The sequence below is a fragment of the Polaribacter sp. genome (genome assembly GCF_051251875.1).
In the GTDB taxonomy this organism is placed as follows: Bacteria; Bacteroidota; Bacteroidia; order Flavobacteriales; family Flavobacteriaceae; genus Polaribacter.
In genome coordinates, this window is the sequence record NZ_JBPOGL010000023.1 from 14,650 (window position 1) to 36,625 (window position 21,976).

19 protein-coding genes are annotated in these 21,976 nt (G+C 29.6%); 4 read left to right on the forward strand and 15 right to left on the reverse strand.

Annotated features, from left to right (window positions below; genetic code table 11):
* Positions 1-122: 122 nt before the first annotated feature.
* Positions 123-1,019 (reverse strand): site-specific tyrosine recombinase XerD, encoded by an 897-nt coding sequence (gene xerD, locus ACSHW5_RS11035; RefSeq protein ID WP_435676188.1) that lies wholly within the window; start codon positions 1,017-1,019, stop codon positions 123-125.
* A 112-nt stretch (positions 1,020-1,131) separates the two neighbouring features.
* Here xerD and aroQ point away from each other — a divergent pair, with 112 nt between their 5' ends.
* On the forward strand, positions 1,132-1,545 hold the full coding sequence (gene aroQ / locus ACSHW5_RS11040) for a type II 3-dehydroquinate dehydratase (RefSeq protein WP_435676189.1): 414 nt from the start codon (positions 1,132-1,134) through the stop codon (positions 1,543-1,545).
* A 54-nt stretch (positions 1,546-1,599) separates the two neighbouring features.
* On the opposite strand, the gene ACSHW5_RS11045 is transcribed toward aroQ, so the two are convergent.
* The 4 genes from ACSHW5_RS11045 to ACSHW5_RS11060 all read right to left on the reverse strand — a co-directional run bounded on the left by ACSHW5_RS11045 (position 1,600) and on the right by ACSHW5_RS11060 (position 5,521).
* A complete protein-coding gene (locus ACSHW5_RS11045) occupies positions 1,600-2,067 on the reverse strand; it encodes a GNAT family N-acetyltransferase (RefSeq protein WP_435676190.1) in 468 nt (155 codons plus the stop codon).
* A gap of 153 nt (positions 2,068-2,220) precedes the next feature.
* Complete coding sequence (locus ACSHW5_RS11050) at positions 2,221-3,390, reverse strand: DUF4105 domain-containing protein (protein ID WP_435676191.1); 1,170 nt, start codon at positions 3,388-3,390, stop codon at positions 2,221-2,223.
* A 6-nt stretch (positions 3,391-3,396) separates the two neighbouring features.
* Positions 3,397-4,467, reverse strand: coding sequence for a PorV/PorQ family protein (locus tag ACSHW5_RS11055; RefSeq protein ID WP_435676192.1), 1,071 nt, complete (start codon positions 4,465-4,467; stop codon positions 3,397-3,399).
* Between the two features lie 70 nt (positions 4,468-4,537).
* Positions 4,538-5,521 (reverse strand): YheT family hydrolase, encoded by a 984-nt coding sequence (locus ACSHW5_RS11060; protein ID WP_435676193.1) that lies wholly within the window; start codon positions 5,519-5,521, stop codon positions 4,538-4,540.
* 153 nt (positions 5,522-5,674) lie between these two features.
* Between ACSHW5_RS11060 and ACSHW5_RS11065 the strand changes: the two genes are divergently transcribed.
* A complete protein-coding gene (locus tag ACSHW5_RS11065) occupies positions 5,675-6,439 on the forward strand; it encodes a CDP-alcohol phosphatidyltransferase family protein (RefSeq protein WP_435676194.1) in 765 nt (254 codons plus the stop codon).
* 70 nt (positions 6,440-6,509) lie between these two features.
* Positions 6,510-6,884, forward strand: coding sequence for a glyoxalase (locus ACSHW5_RS11070; RefSeq protein WP_435676195.1), 375 nt, complete (start codon positions 6,510-6,512; stop codon positions 6,882-6,884).
* Here the strand turns inward: ACSHW5_RS11070 and lptB are convergent.
* The 3 genes from lptB to ACSHW5_RS11085 form a co-directional block, all read right to left on the reverse strand.
* A complete protein-coding gene (lptB, locus tag ACSHW5_RS11075) occupies positions 6,881-7,618 on the reverse strand; it encodes an LPS export ABC transporter ATP-binding protein (RefSeq protein WP_435676196.1) in 738 nt (245 codons plus the stop codon). The two genes, ACSHW5_RS11070 and lptB, sit on opposite strands and share 4 nt — an antisense overlap.
* 192 nt (positions 7,619-7,810) lie before the next feature.
* Positions 7,811-8,647: a twin-arginine translocase subunit TatC gene (tatC, locus tag ACSHW5_RS11080; protein ID WP_435676197.1), complete on the reverse strand. Its 837-nt coding sequence runs from the start codon at positions 8,645-8,647 to the stop codon at positions 7,811-7,813.
* Positions 8,647-9,615 (reverse strand): KpsF/GutQ family sugar-phosphate isomerase, encoded by a 969-nt coding sequence (locus ACSHW5_RS11085; RefSeq protein ID WP_435676198.1) that lies wholly within the window; start codon positions 9,613-9,615, stop codon positions 8,647-8,649. The genes tatC and ACSHW5_RS11085 overlap by 1 nt, the downstream gene beginning before the upstream one ends.
* A 142-nt stretch (positions 9,616-9,757) precedes the next feature.
* Between ACSHW5_RS11085 and ACSHW5_RS11090 the strand changes: the two genes are divergently transcribed.
* Positions 9,758-11,941: a RecQ family ATP-dependent DNA helicase gene (locus ACSHW5_RS11090; protein ID WP_435676199.1), complete on the forward strand. Its 2,184-nt coding sequence runs from the start codon at positions 9,758-9,760 to the stop codon at positions 11,939-11,941.
* A gap of 165 nt (positions 11,942-12,106) precedes the next feature.
* Here the strand turns inward: ACSHW5_RS11090 and ACSHW5_RS11095 are convergent, their stop codons facing one another.
* From ACSHW5_RS11095 to ACSHW5_RS11125, 7 genes are all read right to left on the reverse strand, one after another.
* Entirely contained in the window at positions 12,107-12,748 is a 642-nt protein-coding gene (locus ACSHW5_RS11095; RefSeq protein ID WP_435676200.1) for a response regulator, read from the reverse strand.
* Between the two features lie 64 nt (positions 12,749-12,812).
* Positions 12,813-14,576: an ATP-binding protein gene (locus ACSHW5_RS11100; RefSeq protein WP_435676201.1), complete on the reverse strand. Its 1,764-nt coding sequence runs from the start codon at positions 14,574-14,576 to the stop codon at positions 12,813-12,815.
* A gap of 37 nt (positions 14,577-14,613) precedes the next feature.
* Complete coding sequence (locus tag ACSHW5_RS11105) at positions 14,614-15,051, reverse strand: hypothetical protein (RefSeq protein ID WP_435676202.1); 438 nt, start codon at positions 15,049-15,051, stop codon at positions 14,614-14,616.
* A 10-nt stretch (positions 15,052-15,061) separates the two neighbouring features.
* Positions 15,062-16,012 (reverse strand): hypothetical protein, encoded by a 951-nt coding sequence (locus ACSHW5_RS11110; protein WP_435676203.1) that lies wholly within the window; start codon positions 16,010-16,012, stop codon positions 15,062-15,064.
* Positions 16,013-16,109: 97 nt separating this feature from the next.
* Positions 16,110-16,439: a hypothetical protein gene (locus tag ACSHW5_RS11115; RefSeq protein WP_435676204.1), complete on the reverse strand. Its 330-nt coding sequence runs from the start codon at positions 16,437-16,439 to the stop codon at positions 16,110-16,112.
* A gap of 605 nt (positions 16,440-17,044) precedes the next feature.
* Positions 17,045-20,497, reverse strand: coding sequence for a T9SS type A sorting domain-containing protein (locus tag ACSHW5_RS11120; protein WP_435676205.1), 3,453 nt, complete (start codon positions 20,495-20,497; stop codon positions 17,045-17,047).
* Between the two features lie 2 nt (positions 20,498-20,499).
* A complete protein-coding gene (locus tag ACSHW5_RS11125) occupies positions 20,500-21,618 on the reverse strand; it encodes a hypothetical protein (RefSeq protein ID WP_435676206.1) in 1,119 nt (372 codons plus the stop codon).
* Between the last annotated feature and the right edge of the window lie 358 nt (positions 21,619-21,976).

The window sequence follows — 21,976 nt, forward strand, 5'->3', positions numbered from 1 at the left end:
AAACCTTGGGTATGTACTCAAGGTTTTTTTATGTCCAGTAATTCTTAATTTAATGTTACCACAAAAATTTTTAATATCTTTTTTACAAGGTGATTTGAGAATACTTTTTTAGACAGTCTTCTTTATTTTCTAGGATGATATGTTTCTACCACTTCTTTTAAATAACTTTTATCTAAATGAACGTATACTTCTGTTGTAGTAATGCTTTCGTGTCCTAACATTTGCTGAATAGCTCTTAAATCTGCTCCGTTTTTTAACAAATGAGTGGCAAAAGAATGACGCAACGTATGCGGACTAATTTTTTTATTCAAGTCGATTTCTATAGCTAGATTTTTTAGAATAATAAAAATCATTTGTCTGGTTAAGCCTTTGCCTCTTCGGTTTAAAAAAACAGTATCTTCAAACCCTTTTTGTGGATTTATGTGAGCTCTAATGGCTTTTATATAAGTAGCAATATATTGCTGTGCTCTGTAATGTATTGGCACAAAACGTTGTTTATTTCCTTTACCAATAACGCGTACAAAACCTTCTTCAAAAAACAAATCAGAAATTTTTAAGGTGATGAGTTCACTTACTCGCAAACCACAACTGTACATGGTTTCTAAAATAGTTCTATTTCTTTCTCCTTGCGGATGACTTAAATCAATGGCAGTAATTAATTGATTAATTTCGTCTTCAGACAAAGTATCTGGTAATTTTATTCCAATTTTTGGAGTTTCAATTAAATCTGTTGGATTGGTTTCTCTATAATCTTCAAAAATTAAATACTCAAAAAAACTACGCAAACCAGAAATAATTCTGGCTTGACTTCTAGAGGTTACAGTTTTAGCAACTTCATAAATAAATTGTTGAATGGTATCTTCATCAATAGCAATAGGAGGTACGTTTATGTCATTTTCCTGAAGAAAAATTAGAAGTTTTTCTACATCTCTAACATAACTATCTATGGTATTTTGAGAGAGACCTCTTTCTATTTTTAAAAAAAGCTGAAAATCTTTAATTGCGTTTTGCCAATTCATGGGATAAAGATATTAAATCTTACTTATCAAATGGGCAGAACGCAAAAATTAAGATAAGTTTAAAATATCTAAAATAGCATTTTATTTTATTTTAAAAATGTATTTTTGATTTATGAAATTACTGATACTAAACGGCCCAAACCTAAATTTATTAGGAAAAAGAGAACCAGAAATTTATGGTTCAGAAACTTTTGAAGACTATTTTGAAACGTTACAAAAAAAATATAATAACATTTCATTAGAATATTTTCAGTCTAATAGCGAAGGAAAAATTATAGATAAATTACACCAAATTGGTTTTACTTATGATGGTGTTGTACTAAATGCCGGTGCTTACACACATACTTCTGTGGCTATTGCAGATGCTATTAGTGGTATTACTACTCCGGTTGTAGAGGTGCATATTTCTAATGTACACAAAAGAGAATCTTTTAGACATCATTCTTATTTGTCTCCGGTTTGTAAAGGAGTTATTTTAGGATTTGGTTTAAAAAGTTATAATTTAGGGATTGAAAGTTTTTTATAACTGAAAATTTTCCGATAAAACGCTAAATTTTTAGCAACGTTTTTTTAAGATCATTTAAAGTTCTAGAATCATTTTAATGTCTGACCGCTTATAATGCGAGTTTTCTTCTAAGGGCATTTCTATAAATCCTACTTTTTTATATAAGTGTAAGGCAGGAATTAATTTTCTGTGAGTATATAAGGAGATGCTTTTCCACTGTTTCTTTTTTGCAAATGAAATGCAATAATGCATTAATTGTAGTCCTATTTTTAAACCTTGGTATTTTGGTGAAACCGCCATTTTACTCAATTCAAAAAAAGTTTGTTGGTTGATGATGGATACAACGCCAACTATTTGGTGGTTGTATTTTGCAAAGAAAATAAAGCCTCCAGGATTTAAAACATATTTTTGAGGATTGCTTAAAACCTTTTTATCATAAGGTTCTACATAAAAGTATTTTTCTAACCAAGCTACGTTTAAACTGTAAAAGTCTTTGGCGTATTCTGGTTGATATGCTATAATTTCTAGTTTCGTAAGTTCCATATGAAGTACGTTGCGTTAGGGATTGAAACGGCATCCTTTTTTAGTTTTTCACTAAAAAAGATATAGTGAAAAGCCCGACCACGCTTTTTTTGCGTGGTAACGCCCAAAGTATATTAATTTTTTGAATTAATTATGAGCATTATTTCATTTTCTTTAACTATTGTTTTTTGATAAAAATAAATACCTACCCAACAATAAAAAGTACAATGGAATTGCAGCAATTGGAAAGGATTGAATTTTTGAAAGCCAAAGAATTGGAATAATAAGAATTAAAATAAGCACAAATTTAAAGTAATAATTACACCATTTTGGTGGTGTCTTTTTCAACATAAAAAATGCAACTATAAGATTTGGTGCAAATGCCCATAAAATATTAAAATTATTTGGCGCGGTTGTGTGGGTAGAAAAGAACCATAAAAATACCAATAGAATTCCTATAAAGCCAGTGATAAAAAGCAGTGTAAAGTCTAAACTTTTGGTTCTTTTATTGTTTTTTAAATCTTTATAGGTGATAAAAAACACTAAAATTGCGAAACAAATAAAGACTAAAAAAGGACTAATAAAATCTGATGTTTGTTTTATTTCATCAAATTTTAACAAAACATCTTCTCTTTTAATTAGGTTTTGGGGTTCATTACGTTCAAATAAAATAGCGTCTTTAAAGGATGCGTAAACATAATCTGGCAAATACATGTATTCATCAGATGTTGCTTTTTTGTCTAAAATTGTTCCGGCAATGGTATTTAAACCTACAGTTCCCCAAGAATTCCAATGAATTTCTTTGTTTGTTAATTGTCTGAAGGTTAGGTTTTCTGGTTCTGATACCTCTTTAAAAGATACTTTATCGCCTAAAATTGTTGTTGTAATATCTCTTAATTTTGTGGCGCAATTATTAAAATAAGGATCATAATTATATTTGGCATTTTCTGGAGTTGCGTTGTTTTCTAAATACATAAAAAAAGCTTGTTTTTGAGCTTGATTTATATTTAAAACTTGCTGTTTTAACCAACGTTTGTCTCTTTTATAACTTGCTAAAAAGTATTTAAAATCATAACGGGCTAAACTATAAATGAGGTTTCCTTTTGCAAAATTTGAATAAAAATTTGGTTCGTTAAAATCAAACATTCCATAATTATAAGCAAGATCTATGTTTAAAACAGGATCTTTAATTCTGATGGCAGAATGCCCAAAAGCTTCATATAAAACGGTTCCTGGTCCTGCAGTTACCACACTAACTTCTGCATATACAGAAAGCTGGGCTTGTGCATTACTATTGTTTAAAAATGAAATTGTAAAAAGTAGTAGAAGGTATTTTTTAATCATAAAAAATTAAGGTCTAAAAAAACTATAATCTATAGTTATAGAAAAAATATTTGAAAACAAGGCGTTGCCAACACTACCAATATTGGTTAAAGCATAATCTATTTGAATACCATTGTACTTAAAGCCAACACCAAAATTGGGCTGTACAGATAGTGAAAGTGTATTGTCATATTCAGTAATGTATTGAAAATTACCAAGACCTGCTCTTAAATATACAATTCCGTCATAATCTAATTGAAAACCTGCGGCAGGATCTATACTTACTGCGTCTGAAGAAAAAATATCATTAGTTCTAGAGAACCTCATATTTAAATCTACTTCTGTTAAAAGGTTAAAAAAACGACCGATTTCCCAATTTTTGGCAATTCCCATTTGAATTTTTGGTTTGGTAATTTCTGTTTTTTCTGGTAATTCTTGATTCTGGTCAGGAATGGCATCTTTAATTTTATTAAATTCTTCTTCATCTATTGCCCAACTGTTAAAAGTTGTGGTAATATCTCTTGCCATAATTCCGAATTGCCAATTGTTTCTTTCAAACTGAATTCCGGCATCAAAACCAAATCCCCATGAAGCTGCAAAATCGCCAATTATTCTTCTTACAATTTTTGCGTTTACACCAAATTTTAAGTCTTTAAAAATTAATTTTCTTGCATAAGCAACATTAAAGGCATAATCTACAGAAGAAAATAAACTTATTCTATTAAAATCAATATTGCCCTCACTGTTTATTAATTCGGTGGTATTTAAAATATCATCAACCCCAAAACGCACAATAGAGACTCCTAAAACGCTATTTTTATCAACCGGCATTGCAAAAGCAGCATGATTGTAATTTGCAATTCCTGCAAAATAAGAAGCGTGCATTAAAGAACCTTGGTAATCTTCTATGCCAACTAAACCAGCGGGATTCCAGTAAATTGCATTTACATCATTTGTAGTTGCAACTACAGACTTGCTCATACCCAAAGAGGCGGCATCTACACCAATAGATAAAAATTCATTGGAATAATTTCTAAATGCCTGTGCATTTAAAAATAGTGAAAAAAAGCAAAATAAAAGAAAAGTAAAGTGTTTCAATAGTGGCACATTTATAAATACAAATATCTAAATTCTTACTAAAATAACTGTTGTTTTCTAAAGATATTGTTTAGATAATATCTATCTGAATGTTTTCTTTGATAAAACGAACCACTCTGTGTTCTAACCATTTGTTTTCTTGTGGTTTAAAAGATGTCATAAAGCCAACATGGCCGCCATAATTCGGAATTTCTAAATGAAAATAGTTTGAAGCTCTTGCTTCTTCTAGCGGATAACATTCTTTAGATAAAAAAGTGTCGTCTTTGGCATTAATTAGTAACGTAGGTTTGTCTATTTTTAAAAGATAAGGCTTAGAACTTGCTTTTTCCCAATAATCTTCCGGACTCTTAAAACCAAAAACAGGTACTGTATATAAATGCTCTAAATGTTTAAATTTTGTGGCTTTAAACAATTTGTCTTTGTCTAAATTGTATTCGGGAAATTTATAAGCTTTTTCTAAAATTTTGTTTTTCATCGTTTTAAAAAACACTTCCATATACAATTTGTTTTTTAGTTTGTCCATTTCTGCTTCTGCCGTAGTGATATCAACAGGTACAGAAACCGCGATAGCTCCTTTTACTTTTGTAGAGATTTGATCTTTATATTCGCCTAAATATTTTAAGGTTAAATTGCCTCCTAAACTAAAACCTAACAGTATAATATTTTCATAGAGATAGTTTTCTAATACATGATTGATAACAAAATTAAGGTCTTCACTTTTACCACTATGATAGGTGCCTAACAACAAATTGTCTTCGCCAGAACAACTTCTTAAATTAAAACAAACGGTATCTATTTTATGTTTGTTTAGGTGATTAGAATTAGATGTTATATATTTTGAAGCAGAACTTCCTTCTAAACCATGAATTAATACAGCCAATGTTTTAGAGCCTACCAAAGAAAAATCTAAATCTATAAAATCGTTATCCCAAGTGGTAATTCTTTTGCGTAAAAAACTACAGGTATCTTTCATAAACATGGGTCTGTACATTGTATTAAAATGATTATTTTTGAAAGGTAAAGTAGGAGAGAAGTCAGATATAAATAATGGCATTTTTTTTTAGGTTGAAGTTTGATTTTTAAAGTTTAAAATCTATGGATTTATACGTACATTAAAAAGGATTCTTACAAATATGATAAAAATTAAACGAATTAGAAAACTACCCAAATAGGATTTCTTATTTTAGCTTTTTTAATTAAAAGAACTATGAAAAAACAAATTCCTAATTTATTAACCCTTGGTAATTTATTATGCGGAACAATTGCAACCATTTATGCGGTACAAGGAAATTTTGCAGCTGCTGGTTTATTGGTAGTTATTGGCATCTTTTTTGATTTTTTTGATGGTTTTGCGGCTCGTTTATTAGGTGTTTCTGGAGAATTAGGAAAACAATTAGATTCTTTGGCAGATATGGTAACAAGTGGTGTTGTACCGGGTATAATAATGTTTAATTTATTGTATCAATCTGGTTTTGAGAATTTTAATAACGAACTTATAGAGAAAGAAATTATTGCTATTGTTTCTTTAAATGACTACTCTTTAAGTTGGTTTTCTTATCTAGGATTGCTTTTAACTTTAGGAGCCTGTTACAGATTGGCTAAATTTAATATTGATACAAGACAATCTGATTCTTTTATAGGTTTGCCAACACCTGCAATGAGTTTGTTTGTGATTTCTTTGCCTTTAATTCAGCAATATTCTACTATTGAGTTTGCACAAAATTTAATGAGTAATAGTTATTTTTTAATTGGGATAACTTTATTGTTAACCTATTTAATGAATGCAGAATTACCCTTATTTTCGTTAAAATTTAAAGAGTATTCCTTTAAAAATAACGCTGTAAAGTATTTGTTTTTATTAGTCTCTTTATTAATGATTGTTTTCTTACAGTATATTGCTATTCCTTTAATTATTATACTGTATGTTGTTTTATCTGTGGTACAAAATTCTAGCAAAAATAAAATAGCTTAGAAATACCTAGGTTTTAAAATTGTGCGGTATGTAAGTTATGAAATAAAATTCTAATATATTTTGAATCATTATGGATAAAAAACACACTTTTAAATCGATAAGAGCTTTTATTGGAGCTAAAGATTTTGAAGAATCAAGGAGGTTTTATAAGGATTTTGGTTTTTCAGAAATAGTACTTTCGGATAATATGTCTTATTTTAAGTTGGTTGATAACTTTGGCTTTTATCTACAAAACGCTTATGTAAAAGATTGGGTAGATAATTTGATGTTGTTTTTAGAAGTTGAGAATTTAGAAACATTTTTGGCCGAGTTAAAAACAAAAAAACTTACAGAAAATTTTTCAAATGTGAAGCTTTCAGAAATTGTAGAAAATGACTGGGGAAAAGAATTTTTTTTACATGACCCATCTGGAATTCTTTGGCACATTGGAAATTTTAAAAACTAAATAAATTTCTTCTTTTTTAGTTCAAAATCCTTTCCTAAATATACTTTACGTACCATTTCGTCAGCAGCCAATTCTTCTGGAGTTCCTTCTTTTAAGATACTTCCATTGTACATTAAATACGTTTTATCTGTAATAGCTAAAGTAGCTTGCACATCATGATCTGTAATTAAAATACCTATATTTCTATCTTTTAAATGAGCAACAATACTTTGTATGTCTTCAACAGCAATAGGGTCTACACCTGCAAAAGGTTCATCTAATAAAATAAAATTTGGGTCAGAGGCTAAACAACGTGCTATTTCTGTTCTACGTCTTTCTCCTCCTGATAATAAATCTCCTATATTTTTACGAACATGCCCAATATTAAATTCTTCAATTAAAGATTCTAATTTCTTTTTTTGTTCATTTTTAGACAATTTGGTAAATTGTAAGACAGACATAATATTGTCTTCTACAGATAATTTTCTAAAAACAGAGGCTTCTTGTGCTAAATATCCAATTCCTTTTTCTGCACGTTTATACATTGGATCTTCGGTAATTTCTTCATCATTTAAAAATATTTTACCGCCATTTGGTTTTACCATACCAACAATCATGTAAAAAGAAGTCGTTTTTCCAGCACCATTTGGACCTAAAAGCCCTATGATTTCACCTTGTTTTACTTCTAGAGAAATGCCTTGAACTACTTTTCTACTTCCGTATATTTTTTGAATATTGTCTGCTCTTAAAATCATGTTTTTAAAGGGTAATTGTTGAAATATATCGGGGTAAAAATAGTGATTAGATTATTTCTATATCTTAATATGTTGCTAAAATAATATTTTACAAATAGACAATAAAAAAATAAACAGTGCTAAAATTATGTTTATGTAAATAATTTTAGCGCTCTTCAATAAATTATACATGTTTATTTCACAAAATAGATATTAAATTCTTGGTGTTTTCTGTGCCTTTTTTTCTTCTCTAGCTTGCTTTCTAAGAACCATTTTAGAAACTTTTATACTTACTTCATATAAAATTAAAATAGGAATGGCCACAATTACTTGACTAGCAATATCTGGTGGGGTAATAATAGCAGCTAATATTAGAACAACTACCAATGCATGTTTTCTGTATTTTTTTAAAAATTGAGGTGTTATTAGACCAATTTTTGTTAAAAAGTAAACCAAAACAGGCAATTCGAAAAGAATAGAGACTCCTAGTAACATATTGGTAACTAGTCCGATATGGGAGTCCATGGTAAAGTTGTTTTGTATTAAATCTGTAATTTGATAGTTGTACAAAAAATGAATAGATATAGGAGCTATTACATAAAAGCTAAATGCAATTCCGCAGAAAAATAAAAAGGAAGCGACAAAAATAAATCCTCTAGATCTTTTAATTTCATTTTCTCTTAAACCGGGTGCAATAAAGCGCCATATTTCCCATAATAGGTAAGGAAAAGCTAAAATTATTCCTAAAATAAAAGACACCCATATAGAGTTCATTAATTGTTGGGTTGGTTTTAAACTTATTAAATTATCTTTAAAAACAACATTACAAAAGCCACTATCCATACCTAAAAAAGTAAAGAAATCGCAGAAAAGGCGGTAGGTTAGAAAATCTGGTTTTCTATGTGCTAATAAAAAGTTTTCATATACTTCTTTTTGAAATACAAATAATACGATTGCAATAATAAAAATAGCGGCTGCGCCTCTAACTAAATGCCATCTTAATACTTCTAAATGCCCTAAAAAGGACATTTCTTTTTGTTCTTTTCCCATTAGAAAATTCCTTCTTTAATTAAATCGTGTAAATGAATAACGCCCACATATTTATGAGCTTTATCTACTACTAAAATTTGAGTAATGCTATTGCTTTCTAAAGTTTCTAAAGCTTCAATTGCCATGGCATCTTTATCAATTGTTTTTGGGTTTTTACCCATAATGTCTTTTGCGGTAAAGCTTTGTATATCTGTAGATTTACTTAACATTCTTCTGATGTCTCCATCCGTAATAATTCCAACAATAGTATCTTCTTTAAGTACTGCTGTTACTCCTAATCTTTTTTCAGAAATTTCTACAATTACTTTTGCAATAGTATCGTTTTCTGCAACTTTAGGAATTTGATTTTCTTTGACTAAATCTGAAACTCTTAAATACAAACGTTTACCCAATGCGCCACCTGGATGGTATTTTGCAAAATCTTTACTAGAAAAGTTATTCAATTCTAATAAACACATTGCTAAGGCATCTCCCATAACTAATTGTGCAGTAGTGCTAGAAGTTGGTGCTAAGTTATTAGGACACGCTTCTTTTTCTACAAAAGTATTTAGTGTAAAATCGGCATTTTTGCCTAAGAAAGAATCTATATTTCCTGTAATGGCAATAATTTTATTACCATAATTTCTAATAAGAGGAATTAGCACTTTTATTTCTGGAGTGTTACCACTTTTAGAAATACAAATTACAACATCGTCTTCTTGCACATTACCTAAATCTCCATGAATAGCGTCTGCCGCATGCATAAAAATAGCGGGCGTTCCTGTAGAATTAAAAGTGGCTACAATTTTAGTAGCAATATTTGCGCTTTTGCCAATTCCGGTAATAATTACACGTCCTTTAGAGGCTAAAATAAATTTAACAGCATTTTCAAAATTTGCATCAATTAATTTTGCTAAATTAGCAATAGCATTACTCTCAGTTAAAATAGTTTTTTTTGCTGTATGAATAATTGAGTTATTATTTTTCAAAGTGGTTGCAATTTTATCAGAATAAAAAAAAGTTATATCTTTATATATATAAACAAGCAAATTTACTATAAAAAATAGTTACAGCAAACTTAATATTGGGTTTGTAATAGTTTTTAAAAATTAAACGAATATTTATAAATAAATGGATTTACATAAACCGCTAAAAAAATTCTTTGGATTCAATAAATTTAAAGGATTACAAGAGCAGGTAATTAAAAGTATTGTTAATAATGAGAATACTTTTGTAATAATGCCTACAGGAGGCGGCAAATCTTTATGTTATCAATTACCTGCATTAATGACAGAAGGTACTGCAATTGTAGTTTCGCCATTAATAGCATTAATGAAGAATCAAGTAGATGCCATTAGAGGTATTTCTGAACATAATGGTGTTGCTCATGTTTTAAACTCTTCTTTAAATAAAACGGATGTTGCGCAAGTAAAAGAAGATATTGCTAATGGAATTACAAAACTTTTATATGTTGCCCCAGAATCTTTAATTAAAGAAGAGTATGTAACTTTTTTAAGAACTCAAAAAATTTCTTTTGTGGCTATTGATGAAGCACATTGTATTTCTGAGTGGGGGCATGATTTTAGACCAGAATACAGAAATTTAAAACATATTATTAAAGCAATAGATAATGTTCCTGTAATTTGTTTAACGGCAACTGCAACAGAAAAAGTACAAGAAGATATCTTAAAAACATTAGGTATTACAGATGCAAATAGATTTAAAGCTTCTTTTAATAGAGCTAATTTATTTTATGAAGTGAGACCAAAAACAAAAGATGTAGAAAAAGATATTATTCGTTTTGTAAAACAACGCGAAGGTAAGTCTGGTATTATATACTGTTTAAGTCGTAAAAAAGTAGAAGAAATAGCACAAATTTTACAAGTAAACGGTATAAAAGCTGTGCCATATCATGCCGGTTTAGATGCTAAAACCCGTGTAAAACATCAAGATATGTTTCTTATGGAAGATTGTGATGTTGTTGTGGCAACTATTGCTTTTGGTATGGGAATAGACAAACCAGATGTACGTTTTGTAATTCATCATGATATTCCTAAAAGTTTAGAAAGTTATTATCAAGAAACAGGTAGAGCTGGTAGAGATGATGGCGAAGGATATTGTTTGGCTTTTTATGCTTACAAAGACATAGAAAAGTTAGAGAAATTTATGGCAAGTAAGCCTGTTGCAGAACAAGAAATAGGACATGCATTGTTGCAAGAAGTAGTAGGATATGCAGAAACTTCTATGAATAGAAGAAAATATTTGCTGCATTATTTTGGTGAAGATTTTGATGAAGTAAATGGTGATGGTGCAGATATGGATGATAATTCTAGAAATCCGAAGAAAAAGCACGAAGCCAAAGATGACGTGGTAAAATTACTAACGGTGATTAAAAATACCTTACAGCAATACAAATCTAAAGAAGTAGTAAATACCATTATTGGGAAAGAAAATGCACTTTTAACTTCTCATAAAACTCACTTACAAGAACATTTTGGAATTGGGAAAGATAGACCTGCTGCTTATTGGATGGCTTTAATTCGTCAAATTTTAGTAGTACATTATATTAGAAAAGAAATAGAACAATATGGCGTTGTAAAACTTACAAAAGTAGGTGAGGCATTTTTGAAAAAACCTACTTCTTTTATGATGACGGAAGATCATTCTTATAGTGAAGAAAATGATAATGCCATTGTAACCAATGCGAAAGCTTCTTTAGGTGCTGCAGATGTAAAATTAATAAAACTATTAAAAGATTTGCGTAAAAAAGTAGCAACAAGACAAGGTGTTCCGCCATTTGCTGTTTTTCAAGACCCCTCTTTAGATGATATGGCTTTAAAATATCCAATAACCTTAGAAGAACTTTCTACGGTACATGGTGTAGGAGAAGGTAAAGCACGTAAGTTTGGTAAAGATTTTGTAAAATTAATTTCGAGTTATGTTCAGGATAATGACATATTAAGACCAGATGATTTAATTGTAAAAAGTACTGGAATTAAATCTAGTTTAAAATTATTTATTATTCAGAATACAGATAAAAAACTTCCTCTAATTGATATTGCTAAATCTAAAGGTTTAGAGATGAATGAACTCATTAAGGAAATGGAAGTAATTATATTTTCTGGAACAAAATTAAATATCGATTATTCTTTGGATGATTTATTAGATGAAGACCAACAGGAAGAAATTCATGATTATTTTATGGAAGCAGAAACAGATGGTATACAAGAAGCTTTAGATGAGTTTGATGGTGATTACGACGAAGAAGAATTACGTTTAATGAGAATTAAATTTATAAACGAAGTAGCAAATTAAAGCTAGTAGTATTTAATAGTACAAATATTAAAAAGAGGTTGAAAGGTAATTTCAACCTCTTTTTTTTGTCTAAACTACTTTTCTATTACAACTAAATGATGCTTTTGGTAACTTTTTTATTTTCAGAAGGTATAAACAGTATATAAAAACTGTGTAGAAAAAGAACTAAAATTGATATTTAGAATCAATAGCATATTTTACCAATTCGCTTCCAGAAGATAAATCAAGCTTTCTTATCATGTTTTTTCTATGCGTATCTACTGTAGATTTTGCAATAAAAAGTGCTTCAGCAATTTCTTTAGAAGAATTTCCTTTGGCAATAAGCTGTAAAATTTCTTTTTCTCTGTTCGATAAAATAATTTTATCAGAATTGCCAATAGTTATATTCTCATCAATATAATTATTCATAAAGTTAAAAGCTACGTTTGGGTCAAAAAATGTTTCTCCGTTAGCCACTGAAACTATGGCTTTTAATAGCATTTTAATGCCAGAATTTTTAAGAATATAACCCGTTGCACCAACATCTAACATTTGTTTTATTGCTTCTGGTTGATCAAACATAGTCATGGCTAAAACATAAATATGCGGAAACTTTTTCTTAATAATTTTTGTAGCTTCTATGCCATCCATTCTGGGCATTCTAATATCCGTAATTATTAGTTTTGGTTGTTTTAATGAAACTAATTTCACCAATTCTTCTCCGTCATTTACAGTGCCAATAATGTTAATTTCATCATCATATTCAAAAAAAGATTTTACTCCGTCTATTAACATTTGATGATCTTCTGCCATTATTATAGTAATCATAGTTTATTTTTTTATAAAAATACGGTTTTAGAAATTAGAAAAAGTACCTATAAATAAGGAGTTCCTATACCGGAACATTAATAATGATAGAACTACCTTTACCAAAAGTAGCATCTACTTTAAAAGAGCCTTTTAAATGAGAAACCCTTGTTTTTATAGAGCTAATTCCCATACCGTTTTTAAGATTCACTTTTTTAATATCGAAACCTTTGCCATCATCTTCAATAATAATATTTAGGTTTTTATCAAATAAAGAAAGGTTAATGGTTGCATTTTTAGCATCTGCATGTTTTATAATATTGGTAATTAACTCTTGAATAATTCTAAAAATACTTATTTCTAAACTGTTTTCTAGTCTTTTATTCAACCCAAAATGGACTACTTCAATAGTAATTTTATCTGCGGATGATATTTTTTCTGCCATCATTTTAACAGCAACTAACAAACCTTGATTGGCAATTACACCGGCATTTTTAGCATGTGCAATGCTGCGTACTTTTAAATAGGCTTCGTCTATTAAGCCTTCCGTTTTATCAAACAAAATTTCCTGACTTATTTTTTTCTTTTCATTGTTAATTTTTAGGTTTTCGAAATGCATTTTTAAAGTAGCTAACACAGAACCTAAATTATCGTGTAAATCTTCGGCAATTCGTTTTCGTTCTTTCTCTTGACCATCTACCATAGCATTAATGGTGGTTAGTTCTTGTTCTTTTAAAATGGTAAGATTTTTTTGTGTTTCTAAAGCCGCTTCTTGTTCTGCAAGTTTTCTTTTTCTTTTAGAGTTTTTTAGTGATAAAATTGCAATACTTCCTGCTAGCAGGATGAATAGGAGTGCACCTATTAAGAAATTTCTGTTTTGTTGTCTTTGTTGTTCTATTTCTAAGTTATCCGCTCTTAATTTTTGATTATCATATTTTTCTTTAATATCTGAAATGGCTATGTTTTGTGTTGTATTATTAATACTATCCTTTAAAGTAGCAACTTTTTTTAAATAGAAGGTTTCATTTTGATAATCTTTAATTAAATTATAAGTGTCCGCTAAGTTTTGGTAGAAAATTAGTTTGCTTTTATATTTATGTTTTTTTAAAGAAATAGAATCTGCTTTTTTATAGTATTTAAGTGCAAGGTTATAATTTTTAATTTTTTTATAATACTGGCCCTGATTATTATAATTATATGCTAATGTTAAATAATCTTTGTATTTTATATAATAAGGGGTAGCCTTTTTTCTGTATAAGATAGTAGAATCTAATCTTTTTGGGGTACAGTATTCAAATGCTGTAGCTATATTCTCATAACTATCTCCTATTCTTATATATTCTTTTTGTCGTGTTGCTATGGGTATTATTTTTTTAAAATACTTTATAGCTTTTTCTCCTTCTTCTAAATGAATAAATTTTGCACCAATTCTATTATAAACAGTTATTATTGCAGAAGAGTCTTTTTTTTCTTTTGCATATTTTTCGGTTTCTTTAATAATAGTTTCTGTATCTAATTTTAAATTTATTTGATGACTTAAAATAGCTAACAATAAAATATTACAATCAATGGCGTCATCAATTTTCTGTAATGAATAAAAAATATTTTTAGACTTTATAATGTGTTCAAATGCAATATCTTGTTTATCTATTCTAAAATGATAATCTGCATTATAAAATAACCATGTAGCTTTGTCATATTTAGAAATATTGGAAGTGTCTATTAATTTTAAACAATTATCAATTCTTTTAAAGTCATTTTTTTTAAATGCAACCAGTACTTTCTCAAAATTTACATTTTGAGAAAAGCTAATATCTGTAACTAAAAAAGCTACAGATATTAAGATCATATTAAATATTTTATTTGCCAATGTATACAAAATGTAATTATGGTCTTCCTATAATAATAGTACCATCTTTAGATTCTGGGTTTTGATGAAAACCCAATGGGTCATATTTACAACTATTAATTTCTTCATCTTCATGGTCATATAAGTAAACTGTGGTCATAATAAATGTATGAGAATCAATTTTTGGATTTCCATTAATTGTAGGATGAATGATAGATTGATTAGGTTCGGATTTATCTTTAATCATATTTATTAGTAAGTGATGTATGCCCTTGTTTTTTAAAAAATTGCTACACAAGTGTGCACTTACCATTTTATATTTATTAAAGTTATCTTGTTGTACAACTTCTAAACTAATAGCATCAATTTTTTTATGATCTAAAGTATAAGTTGCATTAATATCTAAGTGCTCGGTATTGTAAACTCTAATTGTTTGAGGATTATTAGTGTCTTTGTTAATTTCTTTAAATTTCATAATTTTTTAATTAATAAAAATTTTTTAAACTAATTTTTGGGTTACTATTTACTGTTTCTTTAAAAAGATTAAAAAGGTTATTTGCTACTTTTATTTGCGATGAACCTCCTATGTATAAGCCCAGTACATTGTTATCTACATCTGTAATTAATGCTCCAGAATCTCCTTTGTAAAGATCACAGTCCGTAATTAAAATTTGATTATTATACCAGTCATTTTCCACTTTTACTAATGCTTTTATTGAATATAGTTTACCCGGCTCTACACCCGATTTTGCACCATTAGCTTTAATGTTTTTTATTTTAAAAGTTGTTTCGATTAAATTTTTATGATTAAATTTATATTCAAAATTGTTTGGAAAATATGTTTTATTGGTAATTTTAGCAATCGCTACATCATATTTACCAATTACTCGGTTAGAATTTATTCTTGAATCAAATTTTTGCCAATATAGTGTGCCAATAATATTATTTTTTTTTTGAGTATTCTTAATTTTTGATCCTAATTCTCCATTTATAACGTGGTGATTTGATATTAGGTAAAAATCATTATTATCTTGAATGCTAAAAATGCCTCCAAGTGATCCTTTTTTTAAAGGGTTATCTACATTATAAATTAAATAATCAGATATTAATTCATCATTATCTTGTGTGTCATTATAATCAAAACCACTTTTTAATGTTTTGGTAGTGTAATTAAATATTTGTCTAATTTTTGTGTTTAATATTCTAGGTATACTAAAGTAATTACTGCTTTTTGGTAATTTAGAAACCATATAAATCTTAATTTTTTTTAAAGTTTCCTTTTCTACTTTCGCTTTTTCATACCCTAACTCAATTTTATAATTACCAATAAAACTTTGTTTAATCGCTAAATAGTTGATTCCGTCTAAATCTCCAAATTTATTTACAAAATCTTCAGTAATATTGTCAAAAAGATTAAAAAAATTTATTTTATCCATTTTTAAACTTATTTTAATATTTTTTAGGTTAGTACATGTTTTACAATAAAAAAGCCCAATAGCTTATAACTAGTATTACAATCTAATAATATACTATTTACATCAAAGGATTAAATAAATACACCAAAACAAAAACAGCAATAGCACCAGAAGCAGTAATAGTAGGTTCTTTTTCAGCAAAAGTCATTGGTTCAGTATCGTTATCATCGTCAGACATTTTGCCAACTCTAATTCCTTTAGAATCATAATTAATATGTAACATTCCTGGAATAGAAATACTAATTGAAGCGGATGCCAATGCGGTTAATACTCTATAAAACCAAAATTCGGCGGATTCCATGGTAAGTTCTTTTCTACTAACTATTAACATAATAATTGTAAAAGCTAGGATTCCAAAAAAGAACATAAGTTTCGGAGAATTTTTCATAATTTTTTTTTAGCTGATTAATACCCTCCAAATATCCAAAATTTAAAACGCAAAAACATACCTACATATAGGTATATTCTGTTCCTTAAATATAGGTAAAATAACTATAAAGTAAAAATAGTAAGCAGGACTCCTAAAATAATGGCAGTAAATTTCTGTAGGTTAAATTTATGATTTTCAGAACTTTCAAAAAATTATTGTAAAAACATGTAAATAGTACTACATCTTAAATAATTAATATTAGAAACTCAGGTATTGATAAGTGTATGTTTTATGCTTGAAAATTGTTCTTAATATATTTTTAATTGGAATAAAAATATTAAAATTAAAGAGCAATAGAAACGTGTCATTAACAAGGTTGAAACTAATTTTTAATAGGATAAAGAGCTTGTATTATTTCTTTTAAAGATAGTTACTAATGTAGGTTGTAGATTAGTAGTTTAATTTAATAATTGTGTTATAAATTATGATTTCTAAATAGTTTTCCGTGATTGAATTAAAGAGCAATGATTTGCAATCATCAGGATGTTTTTACCAATCACTTGGCATAAAAAAATCCCCTAAAAAGGGGATTTTTAATAGACTTATTAAATTTAAATGTTCAATTACTCCTTTATAAAGTATTTTACAGAAGATTCGTTTTCTGTGTTTATTTTTATCATATAAACTCCATTTGATAAATCTGAAACTTGAATTTGATTTTGTTTCGGTTTTTTAATATTTAAAACTAGTTTACCATTAAGATCAAAAACTGTGATGGTGTTTATAGTTTTATCAGAAGAAATGTGTAAAATTTCTTTTGTTGGCACAGGATAAATATTAAATTCAAACGGCGTATCGGCAACTTTTATACTTAAACTTTTGTCCGTTACAGTTACCATAATTGTAGCTGAGTTTGTATTTAAATCGCTATCGGTAACAGTTAATACTACGGGATAAACTCCTTCTAAAGTAAAAGTATCAACATCAATGCTTAATGTAAAGTTACAATTGTCTGATGATCCATTATCAACATCATTAGCGGTAATTGTAACAGAAGCATTTCCGTCTAAATCTACCGTAATATCTTTACCAATTGCAGTAGGTTTTACAGTGTCTTCTACAGTTACAATGGCTGTTTTAGCATCGCTGTTATTACTTGCGTCTGCAACTGTTAATGTAACTGTATTTGCTCCTAAATTAGCACAGGTAAAATTGGTGATATCTAAGGTTTTTGTTGCAATTGAGCAATTATCAGTAGAGCTGTTATCTATTTCATCCGCAGTAATGGTTGCAGCGCCATTGGCATCTAATTGTACCGTTATATTCTGCGTAATTGCAGTTGGTTTTATATTATCTACCACTGTTACAATAGCTGTTGCTGTTCCTGTATTATTACTTTGATCTTTTACAGAAAGAGTCACCGTATTTTCTCCAATATTATCACAAGAAAAACTAGTAATGTCTAAACTACTGCTTGCAATTGAACAATTATCAGTAGAACCATTTTCTATTTGTGAAGCTGTAATTGTAGCATTTCCAGAAGCATCTAATTGTACAGTAATGTTTTGCGTAATCACCGTAGGTTTTATAGTATCCTCAACTGTTACAATGGCTGTTTTAGCATCGCTATTATTACTAGCGTCTGCAACGGTTAATGTAACGGTATTTGCTCCTAAATTAGCACAGGTAAAATTGGTAATGTCTATGGATTTTGTTGCAATTGAACAATTATCAGTAGAACTGTTATCTATTTCATCAGCAGTTATGGTTGCAGCGCCATTGGCATCTAATTGTACCGTTATATTCTGCGTAATTGCAGTTGGTTTTATACTATCTACCACTGTTACAATAGCTGTTGCTGTTCCTGTATTATTACTTTGATCTTTTACAGAAAGAGTCACTGTATTTGCTCCAATATTATCACAAGAAAAACTAGTAATGTCTAAACTACTGCTTGCAATTGAACAATTATCAGTAGAACCATTTTCTATTTGTGATGCTGCAATAGTAGCATTACCAGAAGCATCTAATTGTACAGTAATGTTTTGCGTAATCACTGTAGGTTTTATTGTGTCTTCTACCGTAACAATTGCGGTTGCAGTTCCTGTATTATTACTTTGGTCTGTAACTGATAAGGTAACTGTATTGTCTCCTAAGTTAGCACAAGTAAAAGTTGTCATATCAATACTTGAACTAATTATTGTGCAATTGTCAGTAGAATTGTTATCTATTTCATTTGCAGTTATTGATGCATTACCATAAGCATCTAATTGTACAGTAATGTTTTGTGTAATTACGGTAGGTTTAACCGTGTCTTCTACTGTAATAGTAGCTGTGGCATTATTACTGTTTCCTGATGAATCTTTTACGGTAAAGGTAACCGTATTTGCACCTAAATTAGCACAGGTAAAAGACGCAACATCTAAACTGCTACTAGCAATACCACAATTATCTGTAGAACCATTATCTACTTCAGAAGGGTCTACAACTATTGTTCCGTTGGCACCTAATTGTACAGTTATATTCTGAGCTTTTGCTACAGGATTTATTACATCTAACACGGTAATTGTAACATCTTTTGTGCTTACTTTTGCTTTAGCATCTGTTGCAGTTATTGTAACCGTATTTGTACCAAGATTAGCACAAGTATAATTAAATTGTGTTTCATTTAATACTACCGAAACTAATTGGCAATCATCAAAAGTACCATTATCTACATCTGCAATGGTAATAGAAGCTTGTCCGTTTGCATCTAATTCTGCTGTGATGTTTGGAAACACCACAATAGTAGGAGGTAAGTTATCAAAAACATCTACATCTAACGCAATTTGGTATAAGGCATAATTGCCATCGGCGTTTTTAACACTTAACCAAATATCGTGCATATCACAAGTAACCAAATCGGTAGGTATTTCTATGACATACTCGTCCGGATTTGCTGTTGCCGTAATGGCTGCAGCGGTTCCTGTTCCAAAACCTAATTCGGCATCATATAAAAATTCGGCTTCAGTAATTGCAGCTGCGGGTGCGTTATCTTGTTCTTTAAAAACATAAAATATTTTTTTATCGTACATTCCCCAAGTTCCATCTAGGTTTTGTGTACGCAAACCCACTTTATGAAAACCAGTCTCTAAAGTACCTAAAGGCAGCACAAAGTTTTGCGATGTTTCACTTGGGCTTCCTGTAATTGCAAGAGCAGTTGCATTACCCTGTCCTGGATCTGTACCAAACCAATATTCAGCTCCTGCTAAATTAGAAACAGGATCGCTTCCATTTATTTCTTCAGAAACATAAAATATTTTTTTATCATACATTCCCCAAGTACCATCTAGATTTTGTGTACGTAAGCTTACATTATGAAAACCAGAATCTAGTGTGCCTAATGGTATTACAAAGTTTTCTGTAGTTTGGCTTGGGCTACTTGTTATTGCTATTGCATTAGCATTGCCTTGCCCAGGATCAGTATCAAACCAATATTCTGCGCCAGCTAAGTTAGAAACAGGATCGCTACTGCTAAATTCTTCAGAAACATAAAACGCTTTATTACTAAAAAAACTCCATGCACCATCTAAATTTTGTGTTCGTAAACCAATAGTATGAAAACCAACGGTTAACGTACCTAGCGGAATTACAAAGTTTTCAGTAGTTTCACTCGGACTTCCTGTTATTGTTAAAGCATTTCCGTTACCCTGCCCAGGGTCTGCATCAAACCAATATTCTGCGCCGGCTAAGTTAGAAATAGGATCGCTACTGCTAAAATCTTCAGAAATATAAAAGGTTACATCTTTATATAAACCCCATGTACCTACATTATCTTGGGCACGTATGGTAAGTTTATGAAAGCCTTCATTTAAACCTGTAGTAGGTAGTGTTAAGGCTTGTGTAAGTGAGCCTGTATTTGCGGTTGTGGTTACCATAGTACCATTGCCAAACCCAGGATCGTTACCAAAATAATATTCTAATTGTTGTATGCTTTGCGCCTTTGTAGTGGCAAAACTTAAAAAGAATAACAGTAAAAATCCAAATAGGTGTGTATGGTTTATTGGTAAGCGCACATTTTTGTATAGCGCTTTCATAATTAATGTGCTTTAGCTGTTATGGTTACATTAATATTACTGTTTTTTGGCACAGCACCATCATAGGTTACCACATCTAGTGTAGGTATACCGCGTGGGTTGCCTAACATGTTATATAAAAAACCGTTGTTGTAAATACCCATTTCGGTACCACCACCACCACCAGTAAGTGCAGGTGAAGTTGCTTGCAAGGTAAGATCATCTTCTAAACGAGTTTCTGGTTTAAAAGAACTTGTTCCTGCAAAACTACTGCTAACACTACTATCTACATTTGTAAATAATGGGTCCGTTTCTGCAAGTGTATTTCCTTCTGTTAATGTACCACCTGATACTTCAGCAAATGCGATACTTGCCGAGAAAGAGGTGTCGTAATTATATGTTAGATTATTAGAAAGGTTAAAAGGACCATAATTTAAATTCACAACTGCAGCCCCACTATAATTAGAAATAAACATATTGTTGTATAATATGGCGGTTCCTGTACTGTTATAGTTGTAAATGTTAAGAGCAGAGGTAAACTTAAAAATATTATTGGCAATAATGGCACTGGTAGTGTTATATATGGATATTGAACTAGTTGTAAAAATATTGTTAGAATAAAGTACATCTTTAGTATCTTCATAAATGTAATTTGAACTTGTTAAATAGCAACCTCTAATAGTAACATCTTCCGTAATAATATTTGAAGCCGAATTACCTGCTCCTAATTGTAAAGAATTAACTTCACACTCAAAAATATTAAGCCCTACAAAAGGTGGCGGTGTAAGTGCTCCAGAACTTTGTGGGTTTAAATTAGAAATCTTTAAACCTTTTAATGTTACAGCCGAAGAACGGATTTTTACAGAACCCAGTTCCGAAACTTTACCTGTCTCGCTATGAGAGCGGCCAACAATGGTTAAGGATTGGTCTATGGTAAGAGCACCATAGGATGTGCCAGAAGGTTGTACATAAATAATATCTCCGGCTGTAGCATTATCATGCGCGTCTTGTATGGTTTTGTAGGTAGTGGTAGAGCCTGGATTGTTGTCTATTGTAATAGTGGTTTGTGCTAGCAAACTTGATGATGTAAGAATGCAGCATAAGATTAGAGCGTTTTTAATTGATTTTGTAAAATTTTTCATGACATAATATATTTTAGATTAATAAGTTAGCAAAGTATATATTATGTTGATTGAACAATATACCTACAAATAGGTATTCTTAGAAAAAGTGGATTTTACAAATTCAATGAATAGAATTTTTGGTAAATCTGTTTTGCTGATAATTGTTTCAATATAATTTTATAGAAAACAATTTTTATAATCTATTGTTCTCTTGTAAGTGTCTTAAAATAAAGTACTTAAACGGATTGTGTTTTGAGTTGTATTTTTAATTCTGTAGATTGTTTTTAACAATGGTCTCAACTATTATTTAAGAGATTGTTAAGAATGTGAGAAGTAAAATGATAGAATTTAGGAATGTTTTTAAAGTTAAAAAAGA